Consider the following 17,539-nt stretch of genomic DNA (forward strand, 5'->3'; position numbering starts at 1 on the left):
TTAAAGCTTTTTATAAAAAATCCAATTGACGTGTTTACGCAATTGGATTTTTTTATGCCTAATAATTAAGAGCTGCTACTCTATTGCTAACATTAAAAGTGTGTGTAGCTATCAATTTGTTTTTAATAAATACATGCACATCATAAAAACCTATTTTGGTAAATTGGTAAGAGAATTCTAGTTTGTTTTGTTCTTGTTTAAGTGTTGAAGGTTCTGTTTTTTTAGAGTAATCTCCATTATCAATAACTAGATAAACACCATGAGTTAATATGCTTTTTTTTAACTGATAACTAAATTTTATAGGTTGATATATTAAAATTTCTTGATGAAATTTTTTAGGTGAATCATAAGATTTTAGCTCAGTAAATGTGCCACTGTATACAATTGGAGTATTTATAAATTCTTGAAAAGTAAGTTTGTTATTTGCTATTAATAACCATTTTGTATCTGTAGGGAAATGATTTAAAGCAAAAAGATTTGCTGCGGTTAAAAAATACCCATCATTATATTGAAATTCAAATTCATTTGTTTTAGGATTTGAATTACCGCTAGCCCAAGTGGCATCACATAAATACCATTTTTTATTAAGTTTTACAGCATTCCAAGAATGATTAGGGCTATTTAAGGCTTTAATATCTGTAATACTTGTCTTACTATAACCTTGTACAATTTCACACTCTATACGTGCTAAATTGGCTAATTCTCGTATTAAATAGGCGTAACCAGTACAAACGGTTCGCTTTCTTTTTTGTAGGGTTTTAAAAAGAGTTTTACTAAAATTAGTATTCCAAGTATGTAGTTTTAAACTGTCGTTCTGATATTTAATTCGGTTATGTTTGTTTTTTAAAAACGATTTGTAATCATTTGAAATATTTGTACAAACCCACATGTAAATTGCTCTAAAACGTTCAACATCTGTAGTTAAATTTGCTGTCAATTTATAAGCGAGTTGTGGTAAATTATCAAGATCTTCACCTTTATAAAACATAGCAATACTATCTGCTGTTTTAAATTTTATCGATTTAAAATCAGAAGATTGTGCATTACTACATATAGTAAAAATAAAGATATTGATAAGTATTAAATATTTCATACAAGGTTAAATTTTATTCGCTACGCTTAGATTTGTAAACTGTTTCGGTTGCTAAATCTCCAATCATATCGAGGGCATCAATAGCTAAAAAAACATTCATAATTGTAGTGTTATTTTTTACTTTTAGTTGTTGCGTAGTGTAACCTAAATAACTCACTAGTAAAATATCACCTGCTTTTAAAGCACGTGGAAATACGTATGCGCCATTTTTATCTGAAGCAGTTCCAATATTTGTACCTTGTAATATGATATTTGCACCTGGTAATATTCCAGTTTCATCGCTAATTACCCCTTTCACAGTTAAGGTATTTGCGTCTTGTTTAATTAAAACATTTTTTTCAGTTTGTGCATTAATAATTGGACTTCCAAGTAGGAAAATGACCATTAATCCAATAAAATTTAAGGTGTTTAATGTCTTTTTTTGAGGTGTTTTGATTTGTGTTTTCATAATTTATAGTTTTATTTCTATCAAACTTACTATCATTATGTATCCCTTACAATACTAGTCTAGTAAAGGGTTTACTTGAGTTAGTGAACGCTACTTTTGGATGAGTGAAGTGGTTGATTTAAAAATATTTTTTCAAAAAATCACAAAAAAGTTTTGCGTGTCAAAAAATAAATTACATTTGTTGCTCACTTTTTTAGCTGAACAATTGAAATCTGTTTATATGTTCGGGCACTTGAGGATTAGGAAGTCATATTCAAGAGCAGCTTATAGATTAAGTAACCGAATTTTAGAGCTAACTTCCGCTTACTACATAAGATCTAGCCAACATTTGTATGGCTTTATCCCTACAACTCATCCTCAACTGCAGGTATGATATTCTTTTCTTGTTATTAATTTAATAACGAATTACCGTATAATTCACGATTTTAAAATTTAAAACAAACTTTTAAAACAGGATATGTATGCTTTTTTTTTCATAAAAAACAAAGTGTTCATAGCGTTTTATATCCTATAAAGAATACAATAACAGATGAATACCAAATATATTGACCTCATTCAACAATCTTTCGATTTCCCTCAACCGGAATTCAAACTAGAAGAAAAAACACTAGAATTTCATGATGTAAATCTTATGAAACTAGTAGAAGAATACGGTGCACCATTAAAATTTACATATTTACCACAGATTTCAAACAACATTAATCGTGCAAAGCAATGGTTTGCAGACGCGATTAAAAAACACGATTACAAAGGCGCATATAACTATTGTTATTGTACAAAAAGTTCGCATTTTAAACATGTTTTAAATGAAGCTTTAAAAAATGATATTCACATTGAAACCTCTTCGGCTTTTGATATTGATATTGTTGAAAACCTAAAAGCAGAAGGGAAAATAACAGACGATACTTACGTAATTAGTAACGGTTTTAAACGTGCGCAATACGTAACTAATATTGCACGATTAATTAATAACGGACATAAAAACTGTATTCCTGTTATTGATAATTACGAAGAGATTGAATTGCTTTCAGAAGAAATAAACGGAAAATATAAAGTAGGAATTAGAATTGCTTCGGAAGAAGAGCCAAAATTTGAGTTTTATACATCTAGACTAGGAATCGGGTATAAAAATATTGTCCCTTTTTACAACAAGCAAATAAAAGATAACGAAAAAGTTGAGCTTAAAATGCTTCATTTTTTTATAAACACAGGAATTAGAGATAATGCCTATTATTGGAATGAGTTAACCAAGTGTTTACGTGTATATGTGAGCTTAAAAAAGGTGTGTCCTACATTAGATAGCCTTAATATTGGTGGCGGTTTTCCTATTAAAAACTCTTTAGGGTTTGAATTTGATTATGAATATATGGTTGATGAAATCATTAATCAAATCAATCTTATCTGTGAAGAAGAAGGTGTAGATGTGCCAAATATTTTTACAGAATTTGGAAGCTTTACAGTTGGAGAAAGTGGTGGTGCTATTTACGAAGTGTTGTATCAAAAACAACAAAATGATCGTGAAAAATGGAATATGATTAACTCATCATTTATTACAACTTTACCAGATACTTGGGCGATAAATAAACGTTTTGTGATGTTACCAATTAACCGTTGGCATGAAAGTTATGAGCGTGTACTATTGGGAGGGTTAACTTGCGATAGTGACGATTATTACAATAGCGAGCAACACATGAATGCCATTTATTTACCAAAATATAATAAAGACAAACCTTTATATATAGGGTTTTTTAATACTGGAGCATATCAAGAATCTATTGGAGGTTTTGGAGGATTACAACACTGTTTAATTCCTTCACCAAAACATATTTTAATAGAAAAAGATGACGATGGAAACATCACTACAAAATTATTTAGCGAACAACAAAAAAGTGAAGACTTACTTAAAATATTAGGTTATGGAAACTAAAACATATGCTGGAATACAAGAAGCGTATTCTAAATTAGACAATTCTAAAATTGTGCTAATTCCGGTACCTTATGATGGTACAAGTACATGGCAAAAAGGAGCAGATAAAGGACCAGATGCCTTTTTAAATGCTTCAGAAAACATGGAGCTTTATGATATTGAAACGGATACCGAAGTATATAAGCAAGGGGTGTTTTTGGTGGATCCAATTACTGAAAATTCATCTCCAGAAGCCGTTGTTGAAGCAGTTCATCAAACCACAAAAAAATATATTAAACGCAATAAATTTGTTACTGTTTTTGGAGGCGAACACTCTGTGTCAATAGGAACTATTCGTGCTTTTAATGAGTGTTACGATAACTTAACGGTATTGCAATTAGATGCACATGCCGATTTACGTAAAACTTACGAAGGTTCAACATGTAATCACGCTTGTGCACTTTATGAGGCAAGTCAAAATACCAACTTAATCCAAGTAGGAATTCGTTCGATGGATGTGATGGAAAAAACCGTTATGGATACCGAAAAAACCTATTTTGCTCACGAAATGGCGGTTGATGATACTTGGATGGATTCAGCAATAGATCAAATGACCGAAAACGTATTTATTACTTTCGATTTAGATGCTTTTGATCCTTCAATTATGCCAAGTACAGGAACACCAGAACCAGGAGGGATGCTTTGGTATGAAACATTAGAGTTTTTAAAACAAGTATTTGCAGAACGTAATGTGGTTGGCTTTGATATTATGGAATTATGTCCTAATACCATTGATAAATCATCAGATTTCTTGGCTGCAAAACTGTATTACAAAATGCTAACTTATAAGTTTCTAGAAGAAAATGTAGAGCAGGAGTACGATAACAAATTCAAAGATAACAACACAGGAGTAAACAAATTTTCTAAATTTAATGACGACAATGACAACTAAAGGACAAATTTCACAATTCATAGAAAAGTATTATTTACATTTTAATGCTGCAGCGTTAGTTGATGCTGCAAAAGGCTATGAAACGCAACTTAATAATGGTGCTAAAATGTTAGTATCGTTAGCAGGAGCAATGAGTACTGCTGAGTTAGGAAAGATTTTTGCAGAAATGATTCGTAAAGATAAAGTGCAAATTGTGTCTTGTACAGGAGCAAATTTAGAAGAAGATATCATGAATTTGGTAGCACATTCTCATTACAAACGTGTGCCTAATTATCGTGATTTAACACCTCAAGATGAGTGGGATTTGTTAGAGAAAGGTTTAAATCGTGTTACAGATACTTGTATTCCAGAAGAGGAAGCCTTTAGAAGAATTCAAGAACATATTGTAAAAATTTGGAAAGATGCTGAAGCTGCAGGCGAACGCTACCTTCCTCATGAATATATGTACAAATTATTACTATCTGGAGTTTTAGAGCAATACTACGAGATTGATTTAAAAGACTCTTGGATGTATGCTGCTGCCGAAAAAAATCTGCCAATTATTTGTCCGGGTTGGGAAGATTCAACAATGGGTAACATTTTTGCATCGTACGTATTAAAAGGAGAGCTAAAAGCTTCAACAATGAAATCTGGAATTGAGTACATGACGTTTTTAGCAGATTGGTACACAAATAATTCTGAAAACGGAATTGGATTCTTTCAAATTGGAGGAGGAATTGCAGGGGATTTCCCAATATGTGTAGTACCAATGTTATACCAAGATATGGAAAAACCTGAAACACCATTTTGGAGTTATTTCTGTCAAATTAGTGACTCAACAACAAGTTACGGTTCGTATTCTGGAGCAGTACCAAATGAAAAAATTACTTGGGGAAAATTAGATATTGATACACCAAAATTCATTATTGAAAGTGACGCCACAATTGTAGCGCCATTAATTTTTGCTTATCTTTTAGATATGTAATGGAAGATCATCATATTAAAAATATAGAATTAAAGTATTTAACAGTTGCTGATTTTGAGGAATTAAAATCGGCAACTCTTGAATCTTATGGCGGTGTTTTAGATTCCTATTGGAAAAAAAATCACATCCAACGATTAACAACAATGTTTCCAGAAGGGCAAGTTGTAATTAAAATTGATGGCAATATTGCTGGGTGTGCATTGTCACTTATTGTAGATTACGATAATATTGATGATAATCATACTTATGCAGATATTATTAGAGGCGATTCTTTTAAAAATCACGATCCGCATGGTGATGTGCTTTATGGAATTGATGTGTTTATTAAACCAGAATATAGAGGATTACGATTAGGAAGACGTCTTTATGATTACCGAAAAGAAGTTTGCGAAAACTTAAATTTAAAAGGTATTGTATTTGGAGGAAGAATGCCAAATTACCACAAGTATAAAGATTTAACGCCAAAAGAATATATTGAAAAAGTAAAGCGTAAAGAAATTCATGATCCTGTTTTAAATTTTCAGATATCTAACGATTTTCATCCAGTACGTGTTTTAAAAGGGTATTTGGAAGGCGATACTGCTTCTCATGAATATGCTGTTTTAATGGAATGGGATAATATTTATTATACCAAAAAAAGTAAAAAGGCAAGTGCTGTAAAAACGATTGTAAGATTAGGGTTAATTCAATGGCAAATGCGAACTTATAATAGTTTGGATGAGTTGATGCAACAGGTAGAATATTTTGTAGATAGTGTAGCGGCATATCGTTCGGATTTTGCGTTATTTCCAGAGTTTTTTAATGCTCCGTTAATGGCGAAGTACAATCATATGCACGAGCCAGATGCGATTAGAGAATTAGCAAAATATACCAAGGTTATTGTTGAAAAAATGCAGCAATTATCAATTTCATATAATATTAATATTATTAGCGGAAGTATGCCTGAATTAATTGATGATAAGTTATTTAATGTTGGGTATTTGTGTCGTAGAGATGGAAGTTTTGAACGTTACGAAAAAATACATGTTACACCAGATGAAGCTAAAGTTTGGGGAATGCAACCAGGGCATAAATTAAATACTTTTGAAACTGATGCTGGTAAAATAGGAATATTAATTTGTTATGATTCTGAATTTCCTGAATTATCACGATTACTCTCTGATGAAGGTATGGATATTTTGTTTGTTCCTTTTTTAACAGACACTCAAAATGGCTATTCTCGAGTACGTTTATGTGCGCAAGCAAGAGCTATTGAAAACGAATGTTATGTTGCCATTGCTGGAAGTGTTGGTAATTTACCAAACGTAAATAATATGGATATTCAATATGCGCAATCTGCTGTGTTTACACCTTGTGATTTTGCTTTTCCAAGTAATGGGATAAAAGCAGAAGCAACAACTAATACTGAAATGATATTGGTTGCAGACGTGGACCTGAGTCTGTTGAGAGAGCTTCATTCTTTTGGTGCGGTTAAAAATTTAAAAGATCGAAGAAAAGATATGTATAATGTTGTTCGTGTAGAAAAATAAATATTATATTTAGAATTAATTAGCTTCAATTATTATAAAAAATGAAACGTAAAGACGCAAACTTAAAAAGAGTTATCGTTGATTTTAAAAAATTAACTCCCGAAATTTTAGCCTTATTAGTTGAAAAATATCCTGATGGATATGATGACGATCAAATTATAGCTTTTAAAAATGCTAAAAATGAAATTGTTGAGACTGTAGAGGTAACTACTGAAGACACTAAGTATTTAGTAAAAGTAAGTACAAAACTTCAAGTTACGATGGAAAATTATGACGAAGATGATTATGAAGATTTCGAAGATAATGATCCTGATGCCGTGCAAGATCCTGATGCTATTGCAGAAGAGGAAGACGATATGTAGTTTTTTGTTTTAGGAAGCCCTTTAGTTATTGCAAATTTTAATTGTGATAGCGGTTATTTGGGAGCTGATATTACGTGTTTTCTTAATATAGAAATATAAAAAATCCAAAGTGAATAGTCTCATAATAAGACAACTCAATTTGGATTTTTAATTTTATAAACCTTTAATAAGTGCTTTAAATAAGGTAATCATATTAGGTTCTGCAATGGCAGCTGTAGCTATAATTTCGTCAATAGAAACAGGTTTTAAATTATCTGGATCACATTCATCTGTTAATACAGAAATCGCAGCGACTTTCAATTTTAAATGATTTGCCACAATAATTTCTGGAACAGTGCTCATTCCAACAGCATCTGTACCTAATATTCTTAGCATTCGGTATTCTGCTCTAGTTTCAAGCTGTGGTCCAACAACACTTGTGTAAACACCTTTGTGTAATGTAATATTATTGGTTTTTGCAATATCACTAAATGTTTTATTCAATATAGTATCGTAAGGCGCGCTCATATCGGCAAAACGTTCTCCTAAAGAAGATACGCCTTTAAATGCTAATGGCGAATTACCTTGTAAATTAATGTGGTCGTCAATAAGCATTAATTCTCCTTTTTTATAATCAGGATTTACAGCTCCAGAAGCATTTGAAACTAATAAAGTATTAATTCCTAATTTCTCCATAACTCTTATAGGATACGTAATGTCTTGTAGTGTATAACCTTCATATAGATGAAAACGACCTTGCATTACAATCACTTTTTTCCCTTCAAGCATTCCATATATAAGTTTTCCCTTATGAAATTCTACTGTTGCTGTGGGGAAATTAGGAATATGATTGTAGCTAACTTCTTTCAGTATTTCAATTTCATTTAAAAGTAAACCAAGTCCGGTTCCAAGGATAATTCCAACTTCAGGAGTGTCAAAACCCTTATCTTTTAAATAGTCTACTGTCTCGTTTATATTGTTAATCATAATGTTTTTGTTTTTATGCTGACTCAAATGTATTTAAACTAAAATAAAGAATCAAGTTAAATTTTGTAAGGTTTTGTGTGTATTGTTTACTAAAGAGGAAATAAATGTTTAAAAATTAAATAAAACACATCTAATGAGATCAAAATTATTAATCTTAGCAGTATTCATTTCTTCATTTGCAATGAACGCTCAAGTAGCAGACCAACCAGAAAACGTAAGTCCATTATTAATTGGAGAAACTTTACCTAATGCAGAATTGGTAGATGGCAATGGTAAAACTGTTGAATTAAAAAATATTATCAGTGAAAAACCAACAGTACTTGTGTTTTATAGAGGAGGATGGTGCCCATACTGTAATAAACAATTAGCAGCTTTAGCAACAACAACAGATGAGATTGTTGAGTTAGGTTACCAAGTTGTAGCAGTAAGTCCTGATCATTACGAAGGATTAAAATCTACTGAAGAAAAAAACGAAGTAAACTATAAAGTGTTTTCTGATCCAGGAGCAAAATTAATTCAAGAAGTTGGAATTGGTTTTAAAACAGGAGATGGAACTAAATCTTACATTGTTAAGAAAACAGAAATGGATGCTACAGAAATTTTACCTGTACCAACTGTAATGATTTTAAACAAAAAAGGAGATATCTTATTTGAGTATATCAGCCCTAACTACAAAACAAGATTAAGTGAAGAATTATTATTATCTACTTTAAAAGTTTTAAAAGCAGATATGTAATAGTTTTATAATACATATTTTTTAAAAAAAAAGCTTACCGTACTGGTAGGCTTTTTTTTTGTAAATTTTATAGTACGGATTGTTGTTTGTTAAAAAACTGACAATGTAGTAGTTGTGTGGATTTTTATAAAATAAGAACGTTAAAATGAAATCATATTTTAGACTGCTGTGTTAATAATTATGAGCTAATTGTTTTACATCAGCGCTTAGGAAACAAAAAACGAGTAATTTTGCAGTGATAATACTTAATTATTAACCACACATTACATTGATAGATTTGAAAATTTCTTAAAAGCCATGTAATATTATCCCTAAATTATGCCTAAAAAAGCGATTCAGTACATGCTTATATGTGCATTAGCTTTTACATTATTAAATACATGTATAAAGTATCTTTCTGATTTTAACGTCTATCAAATTGTTTTTTTTAGAGCTTTAGGATCTCTTTTTTTCTCCATTCCATTTATAATAAAACATAAAATTCCGCCTTTAGGGAATAATCAAAAACTACTTTTTTTAAGAGGTGTTGTGGGGTTAATTTCTATGACACTATTTATTGCATCTGTAAAATTTTTGCCCATGGGAACTGCAGTTTCTATACGTTATATTGCCCCAATATTTGCAACGGTTTTTGCTATATTCATTTTAAAAGAAAAAATTAAAAACAGCCAATGGCTTTGTTTCTTAATTGCTTTTATAGGTGTGTTAGTTTTAAAAGGATTTGATACCCAAATAAATATTACTGGATTAAGTTTAGCATTGTGTTCGGCAGTGTTTTCTGGTTTAGTTTATAATGTACTCCGAAAAATTGGTGATAGTGAACATCCTGTAGTTGTGGTTAACTATTTTATGGTAATTTCAGCAATAGTAGGAGGGGTGTTAGCTATAAATCATTGGAGAAATCCAGAAGGATTAGAGTGGGTATTACTGCTTACTTTTGGATCTTTTGGTTACTTTGCTCAGTTGTATATGACAAAAGCATTTCAGTTAGCTGAAACCAATCAAGTAGCGCCGTTTAAATATGCTGAGGTTATTTTTACCATGATTGTTGGTGTTATTTGGTTTCATGAAATTTACACCTTATGGAGTGTTATTGGGGTTGTCCTAATTGTTTTAGGGTTATTACTTAATGTTTATGTGAAACGTAAATAGTTTTGTTTAACTTTTTAAGTTAAATAATAAACAAAATAGTATATTTGTAATATAACTAAAAATTAATTTCAGAACATCTGATAATATTAATTTAAAACAATTGCGATGAAAACTATAGTGATAATAGGCGGAAGTAAAGGTATTGGTAAAGAGATCGTAAACATCATGTTGGCGCATCATAAAGTGATTAATATAAGTAGGACTGCTCCTGATGTTTTACACGCTAATTTAGTTCATTTTAATTGTGATATTCTTACTGATGAATTACCCGATTTAGAGCATGTTGATGGTTTAGTGTATTGCCCTGGAAGTATAAATTTAAAACCAATTTCGAGATTAAGTTTAGATGATTTTAGATCAGATTTTGAAATTAATGTTATAGGAGCTGTTAAGTCAGTTCAGAAATATTTACCACAACTAAAACAAGGTAATAATCCATCTATCTTATTATTCAGTACCGTGGCATCAAAATTAGGAATGCCATTTCACGCTAGTGTAGCAACATCAAAATCGGCAATTGAAGGTTTAATAAAATCCTTAGGTGCAGAATTGGCTCCTATAATTAGAGTGAACGGAATTGCGCCAACAGTAACTGATACCGATTTGGCTTCAAAATTATTACGAAATGATAAAATGGTTGAAAATATCACGCAACGCCATCCGTTAAAGCGATTTTTAAATCCTAAAGAAGTTGCAGCAACTGCTGAATTTTTATTATCGGATAAAGCTGCAGCATTTTCAGGACAAATATTTGAAATGGATTGCGGAATTGTATCTTTTAAAATATAATAAGTTTTATAGCTTTTAGCTTTAAGAGGTGAGTTTTTTTAGCATTCCCTTAAAAATAAAACCATGAAATGGCAATACCGAAAACCAATATAAACGCCCAGATAAACCTAATGGTCTAAATGTAGCAGTTTGTACTAATTTGTCATTTTCCATTTTAAACTCTAACCAAGCTTCTCCAGGAAGTTTCATTTCAGCAAATAATAGTAAGCGTCCTTCTTCTTTATTAGCGTATAATACACGCCAAAAATCTATTGAATCGCCAGTAATTAAAGCATTTTGATTGGTACGTCCTCTACGTAAGCCAACACCACCAAAAACTTTATCAATATAACCTCGTAATCTCCATAACCAATTTGCATAATACCATCCGTTTTCGCCACCTATACGCCATATTTTGGATAAAGATTCTTCTCGGTTTTTAAAGGTTTTGGCTCTTTTATCAATAAAACATCCGTGAGTTGGAACTTCAATAAAATTTGAAATTTCGATATTCATTTCGCCACTAATAAAAGCATCTTTCCAACTAGATACTATCTGATTACTTTCTATTTTAACAAATGCTCTATCTAATGATGCTCTATACGAAAGTGGTTTGATGTTTAAAATTTCTGCAAGATCATTATTCTCACAAATTACTTCTACCTTCATACTACTCACTAACGCAGAAGCTAATTTATATGAAGTTGAGGTTACAAAATATAACCAATAAGACGATAATTTTGGCGTCATTACTGGTACGGTAATTATGGTGCGTTTTAAGTGTCTTTTACGTCCAAATTCAAGAAGCATTTCTTTGTAAGATAAAATATCTGCGCCTCCAATATCAAAGCTTTTATCTAAAACGGCTTCATTAAATAATGAACGGTCTAAAAAAGACATCACATCCGAAACGCCTATGGGTTGACATTTTGTGTTTAGCCATTTTGGAGTAATCATTATAGGTAATTTTTCAACGATATCTCTTATAATTTCAAATGAAGCGCTTCCTGATCCAATAATAATTCCGGCTCTTAATGTTGTAAAATGATAATCCCCTTTAGCTAATTCATTTTCAACATTTTTTCTTGATGATAAGTGTTTAGATAAGTTTTTATCATTTACAATACCGCTCAAATATATTAAGTGCTTAATGTTTGTGTTTTGTAATGCACTTCTGAAGTTTTTAGCGCATTCCAACTCTAGTGTTTCATAGTTGTTAGCATTAGACATAGAGTGAATTAAATAATATGCACCATCTATATCTTTTGGGATATTTTGTAATGTTTTTGGGTCTAATAAATCTAATTTTATAACCGAAATATTAGCTTTTAAAGCTTTTGGTGGAGAAAACCGATTGATATCTCGTACGCCACAAATTACATGATACCCTTTATTTATGAGTGTTGGTAGAAAACGTTTACCTATGTATCCCGTTGCTCCCGTAAGTAGTATTTTCTTTTTAATTTCCATATCTTACATTTTATATTCGTTATAATTCTGGAACCTCATGTACTCTCACATAAGGATAATTTGCAATTTTTTTTAAGCTGTAATAACTGTTTAATCCAGAAATCCCTACGCTATCGGTGGCTTCCAAATTAATATCTCCATCTACAATTGCAGAATCCGGAATAATAAGTTGTTCTATTTCTCCAATAATTAAAGTTGTACCGTTAAGTTTAATATCAATAGCTTCTTTAAATCGCATGCCTAATTTAAAATGACTCTCTTTTACAAAAGGCGCTTCAAAATTGTTAACATATTCTTCGGATAAATGACAACGTTCAAATTCCGAAATATTAGCATCAAATTTAGCAGAAGTATAATGCGCATTTTTTGTAAAATTAGAATGTACGTGATTAATGGTGTACACTTTATTTGCTTTAATATTACGTAATGTATGACCAACTTCTGGTGTTTCAGGTCTAGAAATAAAACCTAATAATGCAGGATCACTTCCTAAATGAACTATAGAACTAAAGATAGCTAAATTAGTTTTACCTTGGTTGTTTATCGTACCAATAAGATTTGCAGGTTTAATACCACTTACTGAATTTATGATTTTTAATCGCGTAATACGATCCAATTCACTGATATCTTTTTTAGTGTAAATCATTATGAAATGTTATTTATATGTGAAAAATCGTGTATTTCTGTGAAGTTTTTAGAAAATTAGATTATAAATGAATTGCTTATCTTTTACTTATTCTATTTCCTGAAATAGCACTTTGTCTACTGCATTTAAATCTAGTAATATCTGTATTACGCTTTTTTAAATGTTTTGTGCTTACGCCGCTATTAACACGTTTTCTCCAACGCTTAAAATTTCCCGTTTTAAGTTCTGTTCGCATTAATTTAATTACTTCTTTTTCTGGTAAATCAAACTGAAATAAAATTGCTTCAAATGGTGTGCGATCTTCCCAAGCCATTTCTATAATACGATCTAGTTGTCTTTCGGTAAATTGTGGGGTTTCTGTTTTCATAGTGAGATTATATTTTTTCCCAAATTTGATCGGCATTTAAATAAAAGCTACCTAAAGCATGAAAATTACATTCGTTTGGTGCGATAATAGAAAGAAATGATTCGTTATTATCCTTTTTGTATAAATGATAAATCTCTCCAGTAATAGGTTCAAAAGTGAATTTAGCACTAAAAATAAGTTTATTGTATTCAAACTCTTGCATCATTTTTTCGTACTCAGCTTTTAATTCGGTATATCTCGATTTTAATTTATGGTTTACCTTATTAATGCTTCTGTTTTTCCAAGCAATGCTATCTGTTGTTGTAATAATGGGAGCATTTACAGAGGTTGCATAGGGTTTTAATGCAGCATCGTATTGTTGAGTTTCGGTATTAAAAACAACATTATCTGGCTTTTTATTTTTGTCCATATTGTTGTGATTAGGTGAGTTTTTCTAATTTTTTTAAAACTTCTTCAGCTTCAAAAACTTTTTGATCACTCATTTTTCTACTGGTATTAGATAACCGGTGTGCTTCACTTAAAAGTGATTGATATTGTGCTTGTAATTTTTCTTTTTCTGATTTCTTTTTGAATAGTCCGAACATCTTTTTTTTTATAAAGATACAAAATGTTTAATCTTTTTTAGTTAAAGTTAAACAAAATTAAAAAAGAACTGAGTTTAAGCCTTAGAAAGAAGGGGGAGTTATTTAATTTGAGTGTATAATTATATAGTTTTTAGTTTGTATAAAGTGAAAATTACAATAGGTAATAATCCACTTATGGCTGATAAAGGGTGTTTTGATAAATAATTAAAAAAGTTGTTTTGAGTTAGCTTATAATATTTCCTTTCAAAGTATAGAAAAGTTATATAAACCCAAAAATATATAGTTACAAGAAAATAAAAACCAAGATGCTGTAGGTGTTCAATTGAAAGCGCTAAAGAGAAAATTACCGCGCCTAAAAAAGCAATTATTCTTACTGTTTTAGTTGTTTTAAACTGAGCGATTTTGTCTTTTGTTTCTTTCATTAGTTAGTGCTTTTCTATATTTTAATAATATCTAATCCTTTTATTTTATATGTTTTTCTGTTATCTACAGTGGCATTTCCATCAGGATGAGTTAAAATCCTTTTATTTTTTTTATCTACTTTTTGAATTTTTAGATAGTCCCAATCTTTCAAGTTTTCAAATTTATTCGATTTTGGAATAAAAAGATAATACCTTAACCATTTGTAATTAATAGGTATAGTGAAGTCTAATTCTCCATCAAAATTATAGTCATAAAAACAAAAATTAATCTCGCCTAAAGCAATAGTGTCTTCAATATCATTTAGTACTTGTATCTGTTTGTTGTCTTTATAAATTGTCATTTTTTTAATTCCTCCATAATAACCTATGTTATTTGAGTAGTCTAATTTTTCATCCCAAATAACGTCAAATGTGTAATTTTGTACTTTATATATGCCTGTTTTATCTATTTTTAATCTTTCTGTTTTTTCTTTTGAAAAGTCTATCCATTCATTTTTTTGAGCAAAAATGACGTTTGATGCGACTAGAAGTGTTATTAATACTATTTTTTTCATAGATTCATTAATCTGTATGTTGTTGTTGTTGTTGTTGTTTATGTTTTTTTTACTTCAGGTAAGATTTTAATACTTTTTTCACTTCTTCTGCAGTTGGGTCTTTAGCTATAATAATTCCTTCTTCATTAATTAAAAATAGGCCTCCGCCGGCACCATTAATACCATATTTTTCCCAAATGGCATTTTGTCTATCTAATTCTACTAAATTTAACCATTCCCATTTTTCGTTATCAAGAAACCTAACTAATTTGTCGGTGTTTTTAAATTCCCCAGCAACTCCAATAATTGTAAAACCTTTGTTTTTGTATTCATTATATATTGGCACCATTGTTCTGCTTTTTGCTATGCAAGGTCCACACCATGTTGCCCACAAGTCTAGTAACGTAATTTTTCCTTTTATTTTTTCTGAAAATTTTATGGTGTTTCCATTTAAGTCTGGTGCTGAAAAATCTATAAATTTTTTTCCAATTTTAACATTTTCGATAGCATGTATTAAATTAGAAGCTAATTTATTATACGGATGATTTTGGTTAGCCTTTGAAAGTATTTGAAAACTGTTTTTCGCAGCATTAATATCAATTGTTTCTTTATCGTAAATTAAGTTGCTTAGTAAAAATGAATAAGATACAATAGTGGGGTTATTTTTTATATAGTTTTCCTGATATATTTTCTGTTCTTTATATATAGGTTGTTTTTTATCCTCTAATTTTCTGACTTTAGGGCTTAAGTTCTCACCTGATTCATTTAAAGCCTCCAGCTTTTTATAAATAACTATTTTTGCTTCTTGATTCTTTGCTTCTTTTAATTCTGTGTAAATTAATTTTGCTTTATCACTGAAGTATTCGTCGTTTTTAGAGAGTTTGTCAATACTGTCTTGTAGTGGTTTTATTCTGTCATTAAAAGTATCTTCAAAATTTCGAGTAAATTTTTTGTATTCAGCATTTAGTTTTCCTCCTTCAACTATATTTTTGTCAAATTCATCTTCAGAATAAATAGTTAATTCTATTTTTTCATTCTCTAAAAATAAAGGCATAAACCGTCCTAGTTCTTTAGTAAGAAAAAGATCTACAGCTTCTGGATATTCAAGTTTAGATTCATAATGAAATTTACCGTCTATAACCGGAATTTCAATTAAAGAGTCGAATCTTGTGTCTTGATTAGGTTTTACTAAAATGATTGATTTTGTGTCTGTCCCAATAGTTTTTCCATCAATTTGTAAAATTTGATTTTTTTTAGGGGAACAGTTTAATAAAAATAGTGTTGTTAGGAGTAAAGTGAATTTAGTGGTGAACTTCATTTGTAATGCGTTTTGTTTTATGAAATTTTAAAGGTTTTCAGTCCTGATTTTATTGAATTCAAATTTAAAAGAAACTTCCAATTGTAATAACTGAACAAATTACTAATGATAAAAAACTGATTATTACCAGAAGATTTCTTTTGTTTTTTATCAAATAGCCTATTCCTATAACTAAAAATACAATTTGTGCTATCAAAAAGGGGAGCGTGAATATTTCTCTAAAAACTCCAATTAAGACAAAATCTATCTTGTAAAAGTTAATTAACCAAATGAGTGTAAAATATAATACAATTGAAAAATTTGCAATTATAAAGGTTCTGTTTGTTATTGATTTGTTCATTTTTACATGTGTTATTCAGTGTATGTATTAAATTCAAACTGTTATTTTTCATTTACTTTCTCAAAAACTCCATATTCAGCTTTAATTTCATAGGGTTTTTCCTATTCTGAATATTCTTATTCGATTGTCGTTTACAAATTCGTGTTTTGATTCGGATAGTTTCTCGTTCCATTCGGTTCTGGCTTTTGATAATTCATTTCCGTTTTTTGATTCAAGTTTAAAATGGATGATTTGGTTATTATTGAATTCAATAAATTCGAGAGGACAATAGTTGTCTTCTGTTTTAATATTAACCAAGTTCCACTCAGATTTTTCATTTGTTTTTCTACGATTTTGTGACATTATGTACAACTTAGTTATAATATATTATTGAATGTTCTATATTATATTAATAAGGTGCTCAACTTATTGATAACAATATACTTACTTTATTGTCAACTATCAAAAGGATTTTTTAAATAAAAAAATGAAGTATAATTTAGTTAATATATAAGCTTTAACTAAAAAGAAAGTTAAGGGATTAAGATTGCTTTGTGTTATAAAAAACAAAACCCCCAATAACAGAAGTTATTGAGGGTTGCTGGTGGTGCCTCCAGGAATCGAACCAGGGACACAAGGATTTTCAGTCCTTTGCTCTACCAACTGAGCTAAGGCACCAGTCGCTTATTGCGGTTGCAAATATAAACGCTTTTTTAGTATTACCAAACGGTTATGCTTTTTATAAAAAATAAATTTTAAAAAGAAACTTGTTTTAAGTTGCCGGGGTTTGTAAAAAGGAAATTGTGTGCTGTTTTTTAAATGGCTAAAAGTAGAAAAGTCTATAAAAAACAAAACCCCCAATAACAAAAGTTATTGAGGGTTGCTGGTGGTGCCTCCAGGAATCGAACCAGGGACACAAGGATTTTCAGTCCTTTGCTCTACCAACTGAGCTAAGGCACCAGTCGCTTATTGCGGTTGCAAATATACTACCTTTTTTAATATTA

20 protein-coding genes and 2 tRNA genes are annotated in these 17,539 nt (G+C 30.2%); 8 read left to right on the forward strand and 14 right to left on the reverse strand.

Annotated features, from left to right (window positions below):
• Positions 1-58: 58 nt before the first annotated feature.
• On the reverse strand, positions 59-1,093 hold the full coding sequence (locus tag ACU4C5_RS07260; protein ID WP_446846401.1) for a transglutaminase domain-containing protein: 1,035 nt from the start codon (positions 1,091-1,093) through the stop codon (positions 59-61).
• 13 nt (positions 1,094-1,106) lie between these two features.
• Positions 1,107-1,541: a carboxypeptidase-like regulatory domain-containing protein gene (locus ACU4C5_RS07265; protein ID WP_446846402.1), complete on the reverse strand. Its 435-nt coding sequence runs from the start codon at positions 1,539-1,541 to the stop codon at positions 1,107-1,109.
• Positions 1,542-2,070: 529 nt separating this feature from the next.
• On the opposite strand from ACU4C5_RS07265, the gene ACU4C5_RS07270 reads away from it, so the two are divergent.
• Genes ACU4C5_RS07270 through ACU4C5_RS07290 form a run of 5 tightly spaced genes read left to right on the forward strand, consistent with a single transcriptional unit; the run spans position 2,071 to position 7,254 of the window.
• Entirely contained in the window at positions 2,071-3,468 is a 1,398-nt protein-coding gene (locus ACU4C5_RS07270) for a type III PLP-dependent enzyme domain-containing protein (RefSeq protein WP_446846403.1), read from the forward strand.
• Positions 3,458-4,399: an agmatinase gene (gene speB, locus ACU4C5_RS07275; RefSeq protein WP_446846404.1), complete on the forward strand. Its 942-nt coding sequence runs from the start codon at positions 3,458-3,460 to the stop codon at positions 4,397-4,399. Before ACU4C5_RS07270 ends, speB begins: the two co-directional genes overlap by 11 nt.
• Positions 4,389-5,363: a deoxyhypusine synthase family protein gene (locus ACU4C5_RS07280; RefSeq protein ID WP_446846437.1), complete on the forward strand. Its 975-nt coding sequence runs from the start codon at positions 4,389-4,391 to the stop codon at positions 5,361-5,363. Before speB ends, ACU4C5_RS07280 begins: the two co-directional genes overlap by 11 nt.
• Positions 5,363-6,892: a bifunctional GNAT family N-acetyltransferase/carbon-nitrogen hydrolase family protein gene (locus tag ACU4C5_RS07285; RefSeq protein ID WP_446846405.1), complete on the forward strand. Its 1,530-nt coding sequence runs from the start codon at positions 5,363-5,365 to the stop codon at positions 6,890-6,892. Before ACU4C5_RS07280 ends, ACU4C5_RS07285 begins: the two co-directional genes overlap by 1 nt.
• A 41-nt stretch (positions 6,893-6,933) precedes the next feature.
• Positions 6,934-7,254, forward strand: coding sequence for a hypothetical protein (locus ACU4C5_RS07290; protein WP_446846406.1), 321 nt, complete (start codon positions 6,934-6,936; stop codon positions 7,252-7,254).
• A gap of 153 nt (positions 7,255-7,407) precedes the next feature.
• On the opposite strand, the gene ACU4C5_RS07295 is transcribed toward ACU4C5_RS07290, so the two are convergent.
• A complete protein-coding gene (locus tag ACU4C5_RS07295) occupies positions 7,408-8,220 on the reverse strand; it encodes a purine-nucleoside phosphorylase (protein WP_446846407.1) in 813 nt (270 codons plus the stop codon).
• A gap of 133 nt (positions 8,221-8,353) precedes the next feature.
• On the opposite strand from ACU4C5_RS07295, the gene ACU4C5_RS07300 reads away from it, so the two are divergent.
• From ACU4C5_RS07300 to ACU4C5_RS07310, 3 genes are all read left to right on the forward strand, one after another.
• Complete coding sequence (locus tag ACU4C5_RS07300) at positions 8,354-8,956, forward strand: peroxiredoxin-like family protein (protein WP_446846408.1); 603 nt, start codon at positions 8,354-8,356, stop codon at positions 8,954-8,956.
• A gap of 318 nt (positions 8,957-9,274) precedes the next feature.
• Entirely contained in the window at positions 9,275-10,108 is an 834-nt protein-coding gene (locus ACU4C5_RS07305; protein ID WP_446846409.1) for a DMT family transporter, read from the forward strand.
• 105 nt (positions 10,109-10,213) lie between these two features.
• Positions 10,214-10,897: an SDR family NAD(P)-dependent oxidoreductase gene (locus ACU4C5_RS07310; protein ID WP_446843538.1), complete on the forward strand. Its 684-nt coding sequence runs from the start codon at positions 10,214-10,216 to the stop codon at positions 10,895-10,897.
• Positions 10,898-10,918: 21 nt separating this feature from the next.
• Here the strand turns inward: ACU4C5_RS07310 and ACU4C5_RS07315 are convergent, their stop codons facing one another.
• The 11 genes from ACU4C5_RS07315 to ACU4C5_RS07365 all read right to left on the reverse strand — a co-directional run bounded on the left by ACU4C5_RS07315 (position 10,919) and on the right by ACU4C5_RS07365 (position 17,495).
• Complete coding sequence (locus ACU4C5_RS07315; RefSeq protein ID WP_446843539.1) at positions 10,919-12,346, reverse strand: SDR family oxidoreductase; 1,428 nt, start codon at positions 12,344-12,346, stop codon at positions 10,919-10,921.
• A gap of 19 nt (positions 12,347-12,365) precedes the next feature.
• Positions 12,366-12,992: a flavin reductase family protein gene (locus ACU4C5_RS07320; protein ID WP_446843540.1), complete on the reverse strand. Its 627-nt coding sequence runs from the start codon at positions 12,990-12,992 to the stop codon at positions 12,366-12,368.
• A gap of 76 nt (positions 12,993-13,068) precedes the next feature.
• Positions 13,069-13,359, reverse strand: coding sequence for a TIGR03643 family protein (locus ACU4C5_RS07325; protein WP_446843541.1), 291 nt, complete (start codon positions 13,357-13,359; stop codon positions 13,069-13,071).
• 7 nt (positions 13,360-13,366) lie between these two features.
• Positions 13,367-13,768, reverse strand: a complete 402-nt coding sequence (locus tag ACU4C5_RS07330; RefSeq protein ID WP_446843542.1) for a DUF2452 domain-containing protein — start codon at positions 13,766-13,768, stop codon at positions 13,367-13,369.
• A 10-nt stretch (positions 13,769-13,778) separates the two neighbouring features.
• Positions 13,779-13,943 carry a Lacal_2735 family protein gene (locus ACU4C5_RS07335; protein WP_446843543.1) on the reverse strand — a complete coding sequence of 55 codons (165 nt, stop codon included), beginning with the start codon at positions 13,941-13,943 and terminating at the stop codon, positions 13,779-13,781.
• Between the two features lie 119 nt (positions 13,944-14,062).
• Complete coding sequence (locus ACU4C5_RS07340; RefSeq protein ID WP_446843544.1) at positions 14,063-14,365, reverse strand: hypothetical protein; 303 nt, start codon at positions 14,363-14,365, stop codon at positions 14,063-14,065.
• Between the two features lie 14 nt (positions 14,366-14,379).
• Positions 14,380-14,919: an XAC2610-related protein gene (locus ACU4C5_RS07345; RefSeq protein ID WP_446843545.1), complete on the reverse strand. Its 540-nt coding sequence runs from the start codon at positions 14,917-14,919 to the stop codon at positions 14,380-14,382.
• A 49-nt stretch (positions 14,920-14,968) separates the two neighbouring features.
• Positions 14,969-16,216, reverse strand: coding sequence for a redoxin domain-containing protein (locus tag ACU4C5_RS07350; RefSeq protein WP_446843546.1), 1,248 nt, complete (start codon positions 16,214-16,216; stop codon positions 14,969-14,971).
• A gap of 427 nt (positions 16,217-16,643) precedes the next feature.
• Positions 16,644-16,898: a hypothetical protein gene (locus tag ACU4C5_RS07355; RefSeq protein WP_446843547.1), complete on the reverse strand. Its 255-nt coding sequence runs from the start codon at positions 16,896-16,898 to the stop codon at positions 16,644-16,646.
• Between the two features lie 239 nt (positions 16,899-17,137).
• Positions 17,138-17,213 (reverse strand) — tRNA-Phe (locus ACU4C5_RS07360).
• 206 nt (positions 17,214-17,419) lie between these two features.
• Positions 17,420-17,495 (reverse strand) — tRNA-Phe (locus ACU4C5_RS07365).
• Positions 17,496-17,539: the final 44 nt, after the last annotated feature.

Source organism: Lacinutrix undariae (assembly GCF_052934785.1).

What these genes read in the sequence shown, in the direction of transcription:
- ACU4C5_RS07260 (WP_446846401.1), bottom strand. Translation starts at nt 1,093, where the DNA reads ATGAAATATTTAATACTTATCAATATCTTTATTTTTACTATATGTAGT.
- ACU4C5_RS07265 (WP_446846402.1), bottom strand. Translation starts at nt 1,541, where the DNA reads ATGAAAACACAAATCAAAACACCTCAAAAAAAGACATTAAACACCTTA.
- ACU4C5_RS07270 (WP_446846403.1), top strand. Translation starts at nt 2,071, where the DNA reads ATGAATACCAAATATATTGACCTCATTCAACAATCTTTCGATTTCCCT.
- speB (WP_446846404.1), top strand. Translation starts at nt 3,458, where the DNA reads ATGGAAACTAAAACATATGCTGGAATACAAGAAGCGTATTCTAAATTA.
- ACU4C5_RS07280 (WP_446846437.1), top strand. Translation starts at nt 4,389, where the DNA reads ATGACAACTAAAGGACAAATTTCACAATTCATAGAAAAGTATTATTTA.
- ACU4C5_RS07285 (WP_446846405.1), top strand. Translation starts at nt 5,363, where the DNA reads ATGGAAGATCATCATATTAAAAATATAGAATTAAAGTATTTAACAGTT.
- ACU4C5_RS07290 (WP_446846406.1), top strand. Translation starts at nt 6,934, where the DNA reads ATGAAACGTAAAGACGCAAACTTAAAAAGAGTTATCGTTGATTTTAAA.
- ACU4C5_RS07295 (WP_446846407.1), bottom strand. Translation starts at nt 8,220, where the DNA reads ATGATTAACAATATAAACGAGACAGTAGACTATTTAAAAGATAAGGGT.
- ACU4C5_RS07300 (WP_446846408.1), top strand. Translation starts at nt 8,354, where the DNA reads ATGAGATCAAAATTATTAATCTTAGCAGTATTCATTTCTTCATTTGCA.
- ACU4C5_RS07305 (WP_446846409.1), top strand. Translation starts at nt 9,275, where the DNA reads ATGCCTAAAAAAGCGATTCAGTACATGCTTATATGTGCATTAGCTTTT.
- ACU4C5_RS07310 (WP_446843538.1), top strand. Translation starts at nt 10,214, where the DNA reads ATGAAAACTATAGTGATAATAGGCGGAAGTAAAGGTATTGGTAAAGAG.
- ACU4C5_RS07315 (WP_446843539.1), bottom strand. Translation starts at nt 12,346, where the DNA reads ATGGAAATTAAAAAGAAAATACTACTTACGGGAGCAACGGGATACATA.
- ACU4C5_RS07320 (WP_446843540.1), bottom strand. Translation starts at nt 12,992, where the DNA reads ATGATTTACACTAAAAAAGATATCAGTGAATTGGATCGTATTACGCGA.
- ACU4C5_RS07325 (WP_446843541.1), bottom strand. Translation starts at nt 13,359, where the DNA reads ATGAAAACAGAAACCCCACAATTTACCGAAAGACAACTAGATCGTATT.
- ACU4C5_RS07330 (WP_446843542.1), bottom strand. Translation starts at nt 13,768, where the DNA reads ATGGACAAAAATAAAAAGCCAGATAATGTTGTTTTTAATACCGAAACT.
- ACU4C5_RS07335 (WP_446843543.1), bottom strand. Translation starts at nt 13,943, where the DNA reads ATGTTCGGACTATTCAAAAAGAAATCAGAAAAAGAAAAATTACAAGCA.
- ACU4C5_RS07340 (WP_446843544.1), bottom strand. Translation starts at nt 14,365, where the DNA reads ATGAAAGAAACAAAAGACAAAATCGCTCAGTTTAAAACAACTAAAACA.
- ACU4C5_RS07345 (WP_446843545.1), bottom strand. Translation starts at nt 14,919, where the DNA reads ATGAAAAAAATAGTATTAATAACACTTCTAGTCGCATCAAACGTCATT.
- ACU4C5_RS07350 (WP_446843546.1), bottom strand. Translation starts at nt 16,216, where the DNA reads ATGAAGTTCACCACTAAATTCACTTTACTCCTAACAACACTATTTTTA.
- ACU4C5_RS07355 (WP_446843547.1), bottom strand. Translation starts at nt 16,898, where the DNA reads ATGTCACAAAATCGTAGAAAAACAAATGAAAAATCTGAGTGGAACTTG.